General features: G+C 72.4%; 13 protein-coding genes. 7 read left to right on the forward strand and 6 right to left on the reverse strand.

Features of this window, described 5'->3' with window-relative positions; genetic code table 11:
• The first annotated feature begins 48 nt into the window (after positions 1–48).
• Complete coding sequence (locus HAV39_RS27785; RefSeq protein WP_191842152.1) at positions 49–450, forward strand: DUF3040 domain-containing protein; 402 nt, start codon at positions 49–51, stop codon at positions 448–450.
• A gap of 92 nt (positions 451–542) precedes the next feature.
• Here HAV39_RS27785 and HAV39_RS27790 read toward each other — a convergent pair whose 3' ends face one another.
• The 3 genes from HAV39_RS27790 to HAV39_RS27800 are packed head-to-tail and all read right to left on the reverse strand — an operon-like array spanning position 543 to position 5,314.
• A complete protein-coding gene (locus tag HAV39_RS27790) occupies positions 543–3,002 on the reverse strand; it encodes a transglutaminase TgpA family protein (protein ID WP_191842153.1) in 2,460 nt (819 codons plus the stop codon).
• A complete protein-coding gene (locus HAV39_RS27795; RefSeq protein ID WP_191842154.1) occupies positions 2,999–4,300 on the reverse strand; it encodes a DUF58 domain-containing protein in 1,302 nt (433 codons plus the stop codon). Before HAV39_RS27795 ends, HAV39_RS27790 begins: the two co-directional genes overlap by 4 nt.
• Before the next feature lie 3 nt (positions 4,301–4,303).
• Complete coding sequence (locus tag HAV39_RS27800; RefSeq protein ID WP_120321374.1) at positions 4,304–5,314, reverse strand: AAA family ATPase; 1,011 nt, start codon at positions 5,312–5,314, stop codon at positions 4,304–4,306.
• 549 nt (positions 5,315–5,863) lie between these two features.
• Here HAV39_RS27800 and leuS point away from each other — a divergent pair.
• The 3 genes from leuS (at position 5,864) to HAV39_RS27815 (ending at position 9,451) form a co-directional block, all read left to right on the forward strand.
• Positions 5,864–8,677, forward strand: coding sequence for a leucine--tRNA ligase (gene leuS / locus HAV39_RS27805; RefSeq protein ID WP_191842155.1), 2,814 nt, complete (start codon positions 5,864–5,866; stop codon positions 8,675–8,677).
• A gap of 157 nt (positions 8,678–8,834) precedes the next feature.
• Positions 8,835–9,041: a type II toxin-antitoxin system VapB family antitoxin gene (locus HAV39_RS27810; RefSeq protein ID WP_191842156.1), complete on the forward strand. Its 207-nt coding sequence runs from the start codon at positions 8,835–8,837 to the stop codon at positions 9,039–9,041.
• On the forward strand, positions 9,032–9,451 hold the full coding sequence (locus tag HAV39_RS27815) for a PIN domain nuclease (protein WP_191842157.1): 420 nt from the start codon (positions 9,032–9,034) through the stop codon (positions 9,449–9,451). Before HAV39_RS27810 ends, HAV39_RS27815 begins: the two co-directional genes overlap by 10 nt.
• On the opposite strand, the gene HAV39_RS27820 is transcribed toward HAV39_RS27815, so the two are convergent.
• The 3 genes from HAV39_RS27820 to HAV39_RS27830 are packed head-to-tail and all read right to left on the reverse strand — an operon-like array spanning position 9,452 to position 12,133.
• Entirely contained in the window at positions 9,452–10,147 is a 696-nt protein-coding gene (locus HAV39_RS27820) for a TVP38/TMEM64 family protein (protein ID WP_191842158.1), read from the reverse strand.
• Positions 10,148–10,188: 41 nt separating this feature from the next.
• Complete coding sequence (locus HAV39_RS27825) at positions 10,189–10,896, reverse strand: type 1 glutamine amidotransferase (RefSeq protein WP_373311568.1); 708 nt, start codon at positions 10,894–10,896, stop codon at positions 10,189–10,191.
• The gene (locus HAV39_RS27830) at positions 10,889–12,133 is read right to left on the reverse strand and encodes a MurT ligase domain-containing protein (protein WP_191842242.1); all 1,245 of its coding nucleotides are present in this window, start codon (positions 12,131–12,133) and stop codon (positions 10,889–10,891) included. The genes HAV39_RS27825 and HAV39_RS27830 overlap by 8 nt, the downstream gene beginning before the upstream one ends.
• A gap of 213 nt (positions 12,134–12,346) precedes the next feature.
• Between HAV39_RS27830 and HAV39_RS27835 the strand changes: the two genes are divergently transcribed.
• From HAV39_RS27835 to rsmH, 3 genes are all read left to right on the forward strand, one after another.
• Positions 12,347–12,622 (forward strand): hypothetical protein, encoded by a 276-nt coding sequence (locus HAV39_RS27835; protein ID WP_191842159.1) that lies wholly within the window; start codon positions 12,347–12,349, stop codon positions 12,620–12,622.
• Positions 12,623–12,996: 374 nt separating this feature from the next.
• Complete coding sequence (gene mraZ / locus HAV39_RS27840; protein ID WP_120316124.1) at positions 12,997–13,428, forward strand: division/cell wall cluster transcriptional repressor MraZ; 432 nt, start codon at positions 12,997–12,999, stop codon at positions 13,426–13,428.
• A 196-nt stretch (positions 13,429–13,624) separates the two neighbouring features.
• Entirely contained in the window at positions 13,625–14,611 is a 987-nt protein-coding gene (rsmH, locus tag HAV39_RS27845) for a 16S rRNA (cytosine(1402)-N(4))-methyltransferase RsmH (protein WP_191842160.1), read from the forward strand.
• Positions 14,612–14,626 lie beyond the last annotated feature (15 nt).

Consider the following 14,626-nt stretch of genomic DNA (forward strand, 5'->3'; position numbering starts at 1 on the left):
CGCACCCTGGATAGGGAACGCCGACCTGGCGGACCGGGGAGGAGAGCCGTGCCGCTATCCGAGCACGAGCAGAGGCTGTTCGAGCAGATCGAGCGGTCGCTGTCCGAAGACCCGAAGTTCGCTTCGGCCGTCCGCCACAGCGACCCCAAATTCCACGCCCGCCGGCGGATCATCATCTCCGCCGTGCTCATCCTCGCCGGACTGGGCCTGGTCGTCTACGGCGTCGCCGACAGCGAGAAGCTGTGGCTGGGCGTCGTCGGCTTCGTGCTGATGCTCGGCGCGGCGGCGTTCTGGATGCTGGCGCACAAGCGCAGCCAGACCGCCGAACTGCGTTCCGTGGGCGGCACCGCGACGCGACGCACCCGAGGCGGCAGCCGGGGCGGCCGCACCGGCGGCATCATCGACCGCCTCGAGAGCCGCTGGCGCGAGCGCGGCGACTTCGACCGCTGAAATCCCCGCACCGGCGTGCCGCGCCGGTGCCACGACGACGAGGGCCGCCCCGGATGGGGCGGCCCTCGATCATGCTTGGCGCGAAACGCGGGTCAGCGCAGCAGCCGCCCGGGCCGCAGTGGCCCCAGCACCCGCTTGCCGATCCCGCTCAGCCGGGACATCCGCACCGACAGCGCGGTGAACCCGGCGTACGCCGCGTTGCGCCACCGCAGCAGCACCGACGGCGGCATCAGCAGCGCGGTCAGGCGCACGCCCCGGTCGGCCTCGCCCGCGATGGCCTGGCGCACCGCCCGGACAGCCGGGGTGAGGCGTTCGGCCGACAGCGGCACCGGCGCGTACCGGGCCCGCTCCTCGGCCAGGCCGAGCAGGCGTGCCTGCTCCGCGGCCGCCGAGGCGGGCAGCGCGGTGCTGATCAGCCGGTCGACCGTGGCCCGCGGGGTCTCCGCCGGATCGACCACCAGCCGGTGGTCGATCATCGTGTCGATGAGCTCGTCCCAGGCCGCGTGGGCCTGCCGCCGGGCCGCGTCGGTGTCCCCGACCACGGTCATGGTCAGGTCCGCAGCCGACACGCCTACCTCGGCGAACCCGCCGCCGGAGGGGGCCGCCGCGGTGCGCATGCCACGCCGCCGGCGCAGCATCGTGCGCCGCAGCGCCGGGGTGAGCAGCAGTGCCAGCAGCAGCACCACGCCGCCGCTCGCCACCCAGACCCAGGTGGGCAGCTCGTCGTCGACGAGGATCGGGCCGATCACGCCGCCGTCGGGGTCGATCGGGTCGCGCGACGGACCGCCCGGCCCCTCCGGCCCGCCGCTGGCACCCGGGCTCAGCGAGGGGCGTACGCCGCCCGGGGCCGCCTCGGGCGCGTCCACGTCCGGGGCCCAGGCCGTGGGGGCCGAGCCCACCACGTACGTCGAGGGGGTCGCGTCGAACGGGACCCAGCCGAACCCGGAGAAGTAGACCTCGGTCCAGGCGTGCAGGTTGCGGTTGGTGAGGGTGCGCACGCCGTTGTCCGCCGAGCCGCCCAGCGTGAAGCCGAACGCCACCCGCGCCGGGATGTGCGCGGTGCGCACCATCCAGGCCAGCGCCGCGGCGTACTGCTCGCAGAAGCCGCGCTTGTTGTTCAGGAAGTCCGCGATGGCCGCGCCGGAGGTGCCCGCCGGGGCCGCCACGTCGTACTTGAAGCCGTTCTTGGCCGAGAAGTGGTCGTAGAGCGCGCGGACCCGGTCGTAGTTGTTCGTCTTGCCTTCGACCAGCTTGTCGACCAGGGTCCGCACCTGGGCCACCTCGGGCACCCGGCTGTACTCGCGCTGGTTGACGTCGGACGCGGCCAAGGTCGGCGCGGTGCGCAGCTGGTCGGGGGTGAACTCCGCGCGCACGTAGTCGAACTCGTACGCCAGCTCGGCGGAGTTGGCTCGCTGCGAGTAGACGATCTGCAGCGACGGGTCGTACGACCACGCGGCGTCCAGCTCGCGGATCGAGGTCGGCGCCGAGTAGACCGGCAGCAGCGGCATGGCGAAGTTCTCGGTGATCTCGACGCGGGCCGTCGCGGCCTGCGAGCGCACCGCGCTGAGGTCGAGCCCGGCGGGGTCGGGCAGGTTGTCGCTGACCGGTTGCCCGGTGGGCTGGTGGCTGGCGAAGCCGCCGCCGCTGATCTGGTCGGCGACCCCGAAGCGCATGTAGAACGGGTCCGGGTCGTTGGTGGTGACCTTCACCATGTCCTGCACGCCGGCCTGCTTGAGCCGCCCGCTCAGCTCGGCGAACAGGTCCACCCGGCCGTTGCCGCGGGGGCCCTTGCCGGCCTGGCCGAGGCCGTCGCCGGAGCCGAAGTCGCCGAGGAAGCCCGCGCTCATCGCGGGCACGGCCAGCGGCAGCGCGACCGCCGCCAGCACGCCGACCACGGCCAGCCGCCGGCCGGCCGACGCCAGCGGGGACGGCTCCCAGACGTCGACGCCGCGGCCCTCGCCGGTGAACCGGCGGCCGAAGCGGCGCACCCGGTCGACGTTGTCGCTGACCAGCAGCCACAGGAAGCCGATCGAGCCGACGATGAACGGGATCGGCGTCACCGAGTCCACGTAGACCGCGACCGGCACCGAGTAGATGGCCAGCATCGGCAGGCCCGCCAGCGCCGGGCGGCGCAGTCCCACCGCGCACAGGTCCACCAGGATCGCCACCGCGCCCATGCCCAGCGCGCTGACGAACAGCAGCCCTTCCAGGTCGGGCACCGGCACGTAGCTCTTCTGGACCTCCTCGCCGGCCAGCGCGAACAGCTTGCCGAACTGGGCGAACGTGTCCGGCGTCGGGATCAGCCCGAGGATGGCGGTGTCCTCGCCGAACAGCCAGGTCAGGCCGATCAGGAGGGCGGCCAGCATGGCCAGCAGCTGGGCCCAGAGGCGCCCGCGCAGCGAGCGCGCCCCCAGCGCGGCTCCGGTCACCATCGCGACCATGAGCCCGCCCTCGAACAGCCAGCTCCAGCCGGCGAAGATCTGCGAGATCGGGGCCGAGGCGAGCACCGTGGCCGCGCCCGCGACCAGGCCCAGATGACGTCGTGAGTTCATCGGCCGCCTCCCATGGTGACCGTCTCGGCCATCGCCGCGCGCACCGCGAAGCCCTGCTGGCCCCGGGCCGCCTGCGGCCACAGCGTGGGCAGCTGGTCGCCGTGCTTGACCCGCACGACCCGCCAGCCGCTCTGCATCAGTGACAGTGCCGCCGCCGCGTGCTCGTGCTCGGCGGCCTCGCGGGCCGGCGCGGGCAGGTTGAGCCACGTGCTGGCGTCCAGGAAGAACGCCACGCAGGTGGTGCCGCTGGTGCGCAGGGCCGACAGCAGGCGCGCCTCCTCGGCGGTGAGCAGGCCCAGCACCGCGATGATCAGGCCGCCGTCGGCGCGCCGCCGGGTGTGCTCGACCAGGCCGGCGACGTCGCCGCGCGGGGACGCCTTCACCTCGGCCAGGTGGTCGAGCAGCATGCCGTCGCCGACCCCCTCGGTGGCGTCGATGTCGGCGCCGGCGTCGGTGACCAGGCGCAGCCGGTATCCGGCCTGGCGCAGGTGCACCGCGATGCTGGCCGAGGCCGACACCGCCCACTCGAAGCTGGCCGTCGGGCCCTCGCCCCGGTGCGCGCCCAGCCGCGTGTCGAGCAGGACGGTGGCCCGGCTCTCCCACGGCTGCTCCTCGCGGCGCACCATCAGCTCGCCGACCCGGGCGGTGGAGCGCCAGTGAACTCTGCGCAGGTCGTCGCCGCGGCGGTACTCGCGGGTCGCGGCGTCGTCCTCGCCGTGCACGGCGACCGAGCGGGCGCGGCTGTCGCCGGTGCCCGAGTATTCCCCGGCGAGGCGCACCAGCTGCAGCGGCGACACGTTCGGGATGACGGTCAGCTTGTCGGCGCTGGGGAACGAGCGGGTCAGCTCGCACAGCCCGAACGGGTCGGTCATGCGCAGCGTCAGCGGGCCGACCTCGTAGCGGCCGCGCAGCTCGGCGCGCACCGTGTACGCCACCGAGCTGGCCTGCTGCGCGCCGAGGCGCTCCAGCACCAGGCGGGGGCGGCTGCCCAGCGCGTACGGCAGCCGGTCCTCCAGCAGCAGGGTGCCGGTGGGCAGGCGGGACATGTTCTGCAGCCGGAGCAGCACCCGCGCGCTGCCGCCGGCCTGCACCCGGTACGGGTCGAGGCTGCGCGTGCAGGCGAGCTTGTAGCGCGCCCGGCCGACGTACGCCGCCGCCATCAACGGCAGCGCCACCAGCAGCACCGCCACCCGCATCAGGTCCTTCTCGCCGAGGGCGAGCGCGCACAGCAGCGCGGCCGCCCCCGCGGCGAGGAACGAGCGGCCACGGGTGGTGAGCCCGCGCAGCGCCTCACGCATCGGTCAGCCCCGCCGGTCGTAGAAGGAGTTGGGCGGCGTCGCCGGGCGGGTGTCGTAGGGGGAGCGCCCGCGGTCGTGCGGCACCGGCAGGCGGTGCACCAGCTCGGACAGGATCGCGTCGGTGGTGCGCCGGGCCAGCTGCGCGTCGGCGGTGGGGATGACGCGGTGCGCGAGCACCGGCACGGCGAGCGTCTGCAGGTCGTCGGGCACCACGTAGTCGCGGCCGTCCAGCGCGGCGACGGCCTTGGCCGTGCGCAGCAGCTGCAGCGTGGACCGGGGGGACGCGCCCAGGCGCAGCTCGGGGGCCTCACGGGTGGCGGTGACCAGCTCCACGGCGTAGCGCTTGACCGCCTCGGCGACGTGCACGCTGCGCACCGTGGCGATGAGCCGGCGTACGGTGCCGCCGTCGACGACCGAGGTCAGGTCCTCCAGCGGGTCGTGCGAGTGGTAGCCGTCGAGCATGGCGTACTCGGCCGCGGCGTCGGGGTAGCCCATCGCGATGCGGGCGGTGAACCGGTCGCGCTGGGCCTCGGGCAGCGGGTACGTGCCCTCCATCTCGATCGGGTTCTGCGTCGCGACCACCATGAACGGGATCTCCATGGCGTACGTGACGCCGTCCACGGTGACCTGGTGCTCCTCCATGCACTCCAGCAGCGCCGACTGGGTCTTCGGCGAGGCCCGGTTGATCTCGTCGCCGACCACCAGGTTGGCGAAGACCGCGCCCGGCTTGAACTCGAAGTCGCGCGTCTCCTGGTTGTAGACGCTGACCCCGGTGACGTCGCTGGGCAGCAGGTCGGGGGTGAACTGGATGCGCCGCACCGAGCAGTCGATGGACCGGGCCAGCGCCTTGGCCAGCTTCGTCTTGCCCACGCCGGGGACGTCCTCGATGAGCAGGTGGCCCTCGGCCAGCAGCACGGCCAGGGCCAGCCGCACGGTCGCGGTCTTGCCCTCGATGACCTGCTCGATGTTGGCCACGATGGCGTTGGTCGTGGCACGGAACTCGTCGACCGTCATGGGGTCGGTGAGTTCGCCCCCACTGCGTTGCGTGGTCACATGTCCTCCTGTAGTTCGCAACTGCGGGGCCTGGCCCCCGTGGGACGGGCGCTTCCTGCGCTCACCCTGGCCTCCCACCATTCTGATCACCTGCGCCCCGACAGAACGCCGACCTCCGTCGGGGAGGTTGCTTCGCAGGGCAAGTACCTGGCCGGGTGGCCGGCACGGCGTGTCGGGCGGGCTCGCATGGCAGTGAGAGCCTTGTCCGCAGTGTTCCGTAGGTGCGGCGCATGCGGCAATGGCAGGACGCAGCTGTCACGCGGCGCGCCGGATCGGGCGGTCTGCGCGCTATGCGAGATGCGGGGGCCGCGCGCCCGGGGGTATCATGCGGACATGGCTTGGGCCCTGGCGCTCCTTAGTGAGCCGTGCTGACGCGACAGAGCGCGCGTGAGCACGGCGACCCCTCCTGCGTGAGGGGATTTTTTGTGCCTGGAGCACGCCGCGACGCGCTGCGGCGTCCGCATACCGCCCGATGACTTTGATCTTGATCTGACTCGTGAGGACCTGGACATGAGCGAGCACGCCGAGACCCCGGCCGACATTCCCCCGTACCGCTACACCGCCGCGACCGCGAACGCCATCGAGGCGCACTGGCAGGACTTCTGGCAGGAGCACGGCACGTTCCACGCGCCCAACCCGGCCGGCCCGCTGGCCGACCCGGCGCACCCCCGCTCGGGCGCCCCGAAGCAGTTCGTGCTGGACATGTTCCCGTACCCGTCCGGCGCGGGCCTGCACGTGGGCCACCCGCTGGGCTTCATCGGCACCGACGTGTTCGCCCGCTTCCAGCGCATGGCGGGCTTCAACGTGCTGCACACGATGGGCTTCGACTCGTTCGGCCTGCCCGCCGAGCAGTACGCGGTGCAGACCGGCACCCACCCCCGGGTCACCACCGAGCGCAACGTCGAGCGCTACCGTGCCCAGCTGCGCATGCTGGGCCTGGGCCACGACGACCGGCGCTCGGTGGCCACCACCGACGTCGAGTTCTACCGCTGGACCCAGTGGATCTTCCTGCAGGTCTTCAACTCCTGGTACGACGCCGAGCAGGGCAAGGCCCGGCCGATCAGCGAGCTGGTCGAGAAGTTCGCCGCCGAGGACCCGACCTGGGCGTCGAAGTCCGTCGCCGAGCAGCGCGCGATCATCAACGAGCACCGCCTGGCGTACGTCTCCGAGGCCCCGGTGAACTGGTGCCCCGGCCTGGGCACGGTGCTGGCCAACGAGGAGGTCACCTCCGACGGGCGCAGCGAGCGCGGCAACTTCCCGGTCTTCAAGCGCAGCCTGAAGCAGTGGATGATGCGCATCACCGCGTACGGCGATCGCCTGATCGACGACCTGGACACGCTGGACTGGCCCGAGCCGATCAAGGCGATGCAGCGGAACTGGATCGGCCGCTCGACGGGCGCGCACATCTCGTTCCCGGTCGAGGGCAGCGCCGAGGTCGTCCGCGTGTTCACCACGCGCCCGGACACCGTCTACGGCGCGACATACATGGTCGTCGCGCCCGAGCACGAGCTGGTCGACGGCATCGTGCCGGCGGCCTGGCCCGAGGGCACCCACGAGGTGTGGACCGGCGGGCACGACACCCCGGCCGCGGCGGTCGCCGCGTACCGTGCCGAGGCCGCGGCGAAGACCGAGGTCGAGCGCCAGGCCGACGCCAAGGTCAAGACGGGCGTCTTCACCGGGGCGTACGCGGTCAACCCCGTCAACGGCGCGCGCGTGCCGGTGTTCATCGCCGACTACGTGCTGGCCGGCTACGGCACCGGCGCGATCATGGCCGTCCCCGGCCAGGACGAGCGCGACTGGGAGTTCGCCGAGGTCTTCGAGCTGCCCATCATCCGCACCGTGCAGCCGACGGCGGGCTTCGACGGCAAGGCGTTCACCGGCGAGGGCCCGGCGATCAACTCCGGCATGCTGGACGGCCTGGGCATCGCCGAGGCCAAGGAGAAGATCATCGCCTGGCTGGAGGCCGAGGGCCACGGCCAGGGCGCGACCACGTACCGGCTGCGCGACTGGCTGTTCAGCCGCCAGCGCTACTGGGGCGAGCCGTTCCCGATCGTGTACGGCCCCGACGGCCAGGCCATCGCGCTGCCCGAGTCGATGCTGCCGCTGGAGCTGCCCGAGGTCGCCGACTTCTCGCCGAAGACCTTCGAGCCCGACGACGCCGGCTCCTCGCCGGAGACGCCGCTGTCGCGCAACAAGGAGTGGACCGAGGTCGAGCTGGACCTGGGCGACGGCCCGCAGACCTACATCCGCGAGACCAACACCATGCCGCAGTGGGCCGGCTCCTGCTGGTACCAGCTGCGCTACCTGGACCCCACCAACGAGCTGGCCTTCGTCGACCCGGCCAACGAGGCCTACTGGGTCGGTCCGCAGCACGCGGGCGACTCCGGCGGCGTCGACCTGTACGTCGGCGGCGTCGAGCACGCCGTGCTGCACCTGCTGTACGCCCGGTTCTGGCACAAGGTGCTGTTCGACCTGGGCCGGGTCAGCAGCTACGAGCCCTACCACCGGCTGTTCAACCAGGGCTACATCCAGGCGTACGCGTACACCGACGACCGGGGCGCCTACGTCCCGGCCGAGGAGGTCGCCGAGGAGCAGCCGACCGTCTTCACCTGGAACGGCGAGAAGGTCAACCGCGAGTACGGCAAGATGGGCAAGTCGCTGAAGAATGTCGTCACGCCCGACGAGATGGTCGAGCGTTACGGCGCCGACACCTTCCGCGTCTACGAGATGTCCATGGGCCCGCTGGAGGTGTCCCGCCCCTGGGAGACCCGGGCCGTCGTCGGCTCGTACCGCTTCCTGCAGCGGGTCTGGCGCACCATCGTCGACGAGCAGACCGGCGGCGTCACCGTGGTCGACGCCCCGGCCTCCGACGACCTGCGCCGCCTGCTGCACCGCACCATCGCCGGGGTCCGCGAGGACATGGCCGCGCTGCGCTTCAACACCGCCGTCGCGAAGCTGATCGAGCTGACCAACGCGGTGACCAAGGCCGGCGCGACCCCGCGCGAGATCGCCGAGCCGCTGGTGCTGATGCTGGCCCCGGTCGCCCCGCACATCGCCGAGGAGCTGTGGTCCAAGCTGGGCCACGACGGCTCGCTGACCTTCGCCGACTTCCCGGTCGCCGACCCGGCGCTGCTGACCGCAGACCTGGTCACCTACCCGGTCCAGGTCAACGGCAAGGTCCGCGGCCGGGTCGAGGTGGCTGCCGAGGCCGCCGAGGACGAGGTCCGCGCCGCCGCGCTGGCCGCGGTCACCGACTCCCTGGCCGGCAAGGAGCCGAAGAAGGTCATCGTCATCCCCGGCCGCCTGGTCAGCATCGTCGCCTGAGCTGTGCCCGAAAGAAGGGCACCTTCTTAACGCTCCGCGTTATGGAAGGTGCCCTTCTTAACGCCTTCGACGTAGGCCGCCACCAGCCGCTCTTACGATCTAGGGCATCGTTCATTAAACTTCTGGGTGAAGATTCTTTAAAGATCGGAGCGGTGCGGTGACCCAGGTGCTCGTCGACATCGACCAGGAAGAGCTCACGCAGGCCAAGGACATCCTCGGCACCACGAAGAACACCGAGGCGGTCCGGCTCGCCATCCGCGAGGTGATCGCGGCCAAGGCACGACGTGACGTCATCGAGATGTTCGCCGGCGGCGCCTTCGCCGACCTCGGCGACGATGCCGTCCACGCCGCCGCGTGGTCGTGACCTACCTGGTCGACACCAGCGCGCTGCACCGGCTGCGGCATCCGGCCGTGCTGGCGGTGCTCGGCCCGCTGATCGAGTCCGGCCGGGTGGCGATGTGCCCCGTCTCCGAGCTGGAGACCCTTTACTCAGCCCGCAACCTGGCCGAGTACGAGGCCGGTGCGCGGCGCTTCCGGCTGGCCTTCGCCTGGGTGCCGGTCGCCGAACGGGCCTGGGAGCGCGCCGCGGAGGTGCAGCATGAACTCGCGCGCCGGGGGCAGCACCGTGCCGCGTCCATACCGGACCTGCTGCTCGCGGCGACCGCCGAACTGCAACGGCTCACCGTGCTGCACTACGACCGCGACTTCGACACCATCGCCGCGGTCACCGGCCAGTCCACGCAGTGGGTGGTGCCCGCCGGCACCGCGGACTGATCAGGCGGTGGCCGGGCGGGCGGTGGTGCGGGTCTGGTGGCGCCAGTGCAGGGCGGCGGCGGCGCTGATCAGGATGCCGGTCGCGGCCGGGATGAAGGTGAGCCAGCTCAGCGAGTGCGGGGCGATTGCGGCCGCGCCGATGGTGGCGTAGCTGAACGACGACGGCAGCCCGCCCAGCGCGGTGCCCAGCAGGTAGTGCCGGAAGCGCACCGAGCTGGTCCCGTACGCGTATCCGACCAGGCCGAACGGGGCGATCGGCTGTAGCCGGACCACGATGACGGCCAGCAGGCCGCGCCGGGCCAGCCACCGGTCGAGCCGGGCCAGCCGGTCCCCGGCGTGCGCGGCGACGAAGTCACGCCCCGCCCAGCGCCCGGCGGCGTACGTGATCGTCGCGGCCAGCAGCGCCGCGGTCAACGACCAGGCGGCCCCGCCGATCGCGCCGAACAGCGCCCCGCAGCCCAGCGAGATCGCGGTACGCGGCACCAGCGCGCACAGCAGCACCGTGCAGACCAGCACCGCGACCGCCGGAGCGGCCGGGCCGAGCTGGTCCACCCAGGCAGGCAGCTTCTCCAGCGGCAGCTTCCACGCGGCGAAGCCGGCCAGCCCGACCAGGCCGGCGAGCGCGACCAGCCGGGGCCAGTGCGTGCCGGCCGCGCGGCCGGTCGGCGGTGTCTGCGGCGGAGCGTCCGGCGCCATGGTGTCAGTCGTCGTCGAGGTCGTGACCTCGGCAGCGGCGGTCACACGAGTCCCGCTGCGCCGAGGCGCTCGCTGCGCAGCCGGGTGTGCCAGGTGTCGTCGGCGGCGGCCAGGTTCTCCTCGCCGGTCGCCCAGCGCAGCAGCAGGTCGGCCAGGGCCGGGTTGCGCGACAGGGCGGGGCCGTGCGAGTACGTGCCGATGACGGTGCCGGACCACGCGCCCTCGGTCGCGCCGTCGTTGCCGATGCCGGCGCGGACCTTGGCCAGCGGCTTGACCCCGGGACCGAGGTGGGTGCGGCCGCCGTGGTTCTCGAAGCCGGTGAGCATGGGCAGGCCCAGCGCCGGGTCGATGTCGCCGGCCAGCTCGCCGACGGCCCGGGTGGGGCCGCGGTCGGAGTGCAGGTCGAGCAGGCCCAGGCCGTCGCACTTGGCGCCCTTGGCGAAGAAGCTGTTGCCGAGCAGCTGGTAACCGGCGCAGACGGCGAACACCACCGCGCGGCGGTCCACGGCGCGGTGCAGGCCGCGGTCGGCCAGCAGCCGCTGGGCGGCCAGGGCCTGCGGGCCGTCCTCGCCGCCGCCGATGAGGTAGATGTCGCCGTAGGGCAGCGCCTGGTCGGAGCGCACCTCGACGGTCTCGGCGGGGATGCCGCGCAGCTTGGCGCGGTGCGCCAGGATCAGCATGTTGCCGCGGTCGCCGTAGGTGGACAGCAGGTCGGGGTAGACCCAGACGATCTGGAGTGCGCTAGACAACTCGATCCAACTCCGCTCGGATGTCCTGGAACGCGGTGTAGTTCGCGATCACTTCCAGGCGGCCGGGCGGCACCGCCGCGACCGCCTCGTCGAATGTCTTCACGTGGGTGAAGGGGACGTCGTTGACCTGCAGCCGTACGGCGAGGTCGTAGGCCCGGTCGCCGGTGATGAGGACCTGGCGGCCGCGCAGCGGCGCGAAGTCGACGTCGAACAGCCAGCTGGTGTCGAAGCCGTCGGGGTCCCGCGCGTTGATCGACAGCAGGGTGGGCTGCTCCTCGGCCATGTCGAAGGCCTCCAGCCAGCTGGCCGGGTTCTTGGCCAGCAGCAGGCGGATGTTGCGCCCGTCCCGGTCGACCTGGGCGTAGCGGCCGGCCACGCTGGCGACCTCGGCCAGCTTGGGCGCGGCGTCGGCGGGGGAGACCCCGAACCGGTGCGCCACGGCCAGCGCGGTCGCCGCGTTGCCGACGTTGACCTTGCCGGGGAGCTGGAGCTTGACCTCGTGGCGTACGCCCTCGGGGTCGATCACGGCGGACTCGTCGACGGTCCACTGGGGCGCCGGGCGGACCAGGTCGCCGGTGGCGCAGCGCCACGAGTCCGCGTCGGCCTCGTCGCGCTCGATGTGCGCGCCGCAGGCGGGGCAGACGTGCGCGTCCTCGCGCCAGCGCTGACCGGCGGAGAACCAGGTCACCCGGCCCTCACCGGCCGCGGCGTGCGCGGCGGCGGCGTAGACGACCATCGGGTCGTCGGCGTTGGCGACGACGTGCACGTCGGGGTGGTCGGTGAGGGCGTCGCGCCACAGCTGCGCCATCATCGCCACCTCCTTGGCCCGGTCGAGCTGGTCGCGGGAGAGGTTCAGCAGCGCGACGACGAGCGGCGTGGTGGCCTTGAGCACCTGCGCCAGGTAGTGCTCGTCGACCTCCAGCACGGCGTACGGCGTGGCGCCGGCGCGGGCCAGCGCGGAGGTGTGGCCGGTGGGCATGTTCGCGCCGAACGAGTTCGTGGCGACGTCGCCCAGCACGCCGACCGCCGCCGCGGTGAACCGCGTGGTGGTGGTCTTGCCGTTGGTGCCGGAGACCAGCGCGATGCGCCGCCCGGCCGCCAGGTGGGCGAGCAGATCCGGGTCGATCATCATGCCTAGTCGCCCGCCGATGACCGATCCGTCGCCCCGGCCGGTGGCGCGCGAGAGCGCGGCGGCGGTGCGCGAGACCGATGCCGCGAGCGAGGCTCGCAGCGGCAGCTTGTTCTCCGTCACGCCGGAGAGGCTACCTGACTCCCGGACGGCGTCAGGCCTGTGGCGTGAACCACTGTCCGGTCGGCTGTTTTCCCAGCGTATTGCGCGAATCGGGTCCGAAAGGGTAAAACGATACAGCAGCCGCGCGCGTCTGCGCGCCACGTGCCGGTGGCGAGCCTCCGGCATAGTGGGAAGCCGCACCCCTGGAAGGACATCGCTGTGCTCGAACTCCCCGAGCGGCGCCCCGCCCGGTTGCTGCTGGGCCTGGGCGCCGGTATCGCCGCGGTCAGCCTGCTCGGCGCCCCCGCCGCCAAACCCGCCCCGACCACCGCCAAGACCTCCGCCAGCGCGTCGGCCCAGCCCGACGGGCAGTCCCGCCGCGACCAGCGCCGCCCGTCCGGCGAGGACCCGGACGCCGGCCCGGAGTCCGCCGGGCCCGCCGCCCGGACCGAGGAGGACGGCGACGAGGCTGAAGCCGACACCGCCGGGGACTGACCTGGAGATCGACGGTCATATAACTGAGTAGTACCAAGAGGCAGCTGTCAAGCACCCTCTGTCACCGCATAGCCACCTCCGGGTGATTGCGCGGAGACGGAGGGTGCTTTTTGCTGCGGCGACTCCGGGTGTCAAAAAGATGACCTTGGTAACGCGCCGCGCCGCCCTCCACCGGTCGTTTACGGCCATGAGCTGCGCCTATGTGGAGCGAAACCGCACCCGGAAGGCTGAATCCGCATTGACCGTGGAGGGAAGTGGAGTAAAGTGGGGCGCAATGGCGGGCCGGATGGTCCGCCGGCCCCGGGGGCAACGCACGCCGACTCGTCCGCGAAACGAGACGGCGTCGGTGTCGGTGCTGGAGGGGGTGGGGGCCGATGTTTCTGGGCACCCATACTCCCCGGCTCGACGACAAGGGCCGGCTGATCCTGCCCGCTCGGTTCCGTGACGAGCTGGCAGGAGGTGTCGTGATCACCAAAGGGCAGGAGCGCTGTCTCTACGTCTTTCCGACGCCGGAGTTCCAGCGCATCGCGGGCCAGTTGGCCGAGGCTCCGATGACGCACAAGGCGGCCCGTGCCTACAGCCGGGTCTTCTTCGCCAGCGCGCACGACGAGATCCCCGACAAGCAGGGCCGGGTGACCATCCCGGGCCACCTGCGCGAATACGCGGGACTGGAGCGGGACCTCGTGGTCATCGGCGCCAGCACCCGGGTCGAGGTCTGGGACAAGCAGGCGTGGGACGCCTACCTCGAGGCGAACGAGGACGAGTTCGCCGACATCGAGGAGGGGGTGCTGCCCGGCGGTCTGTGAGGACGGGGGTCCGGCACGCGTACAACGGCCGGGCTCGGAAGTCGTACCGCGAGATCTCCACCCGCTCCGGCACCTGGCGTCACTTCCCCGACGCCAGGCGCATCGCTCTCACCCTCGGCCGCGACGAGGGTGAGAACGGGGAAGCGGTTGGGGATCTGGCGGTACGACGAGGCACAGCGAAAACAGGGGGGTCGAGATGGTGGAGCCACGTGGCGTACACGTGCCGGTTCTGCTTGATCGATGCCTGGAGTTGCTGGCCCCCGCCCTGGACCGGCCCGGTCACGCACCCGGCGGACGCACGGTCTACGTCGACGGCACCACCGGGCTCGGCGGCCACGCCGAGGCCGTGCTGCTGGCGCACCCGAACACGATCCTGGTCGGGCTCGACCGCGACACCGAGGCCCTGGCCCACTCGCAGCGGCGGCTGGAGCGGTTCGGCGACCGGGTGCACCTGGTGCACGCCGTCTACGACGAGCTGCCGCAGGTGCTGCCGAAGCTCGGCCTGGAGCGGGTCGACGGGGTCCTGTTCGACCTCGGGGTGTCGTCGCTGCAGCTCGACGAGGCCGACCGCGGGTTCGCGTACGCCCAGGACGCGCCGCTCGACATGCGCATGGACCAGACCCGGGGCGTCACCGCCCAGGAGATCGTCAACAGCTACTCGCACCCCGAGCTGACCCGGATCCTGCGGGTGTACGGGGAGGAGAAGTTCGCGTCGAGGATCGCGGCGGCGATCCTGCGCGAGCGCGCCAAGGCGCCGATCACGTCATCGGCCCTGCTGGCCGAGCTGGTGCGGGACTCGATCCCGGCGCCGGCCCGGCGTACCGGGGGACATCCGGCCAAGCGGACGTTCCAAGCGCTGCGCATCGAGGTCAACGGCGAGCTGTCCACGTGGGAGCGTGCCCTGCCCGCCGCGATCGACGTGCTGGAGCCCGGCGGACGGGTGGTGGTGCTGTCGTACCACTCGCTCGAAGACCGGATCACCAAGCAGGCCTTCGCGGCCCGCGCCCGCAGCACCGGACCGGTGGACCTGCCGGTCGAGCTGCCGGGCACCGGGCCGACGCTGCGCCTGCTGACCAGGGGCGGGGCCGAGATGGCGTCGGAGGCCGAGGTGGCCCGCAACCCGCGGGCGGCGTCGGTGCGCCTGCGGGCCGTGCAACTGATTGAGCAGGACCAGGGTCCCTGACCGGGGGACCGGCAG

The sequence above is a fragment of the Catellatospora chokoriensis genome (assembly GCF_011297315.1).
Classification (GTDB): domain Bacteria; phylum Actinomycetota; class Actinomycetes; order Mycobacteriales; family Micromonosporaceae; genus Catellatospora; species Catellatospora citrea.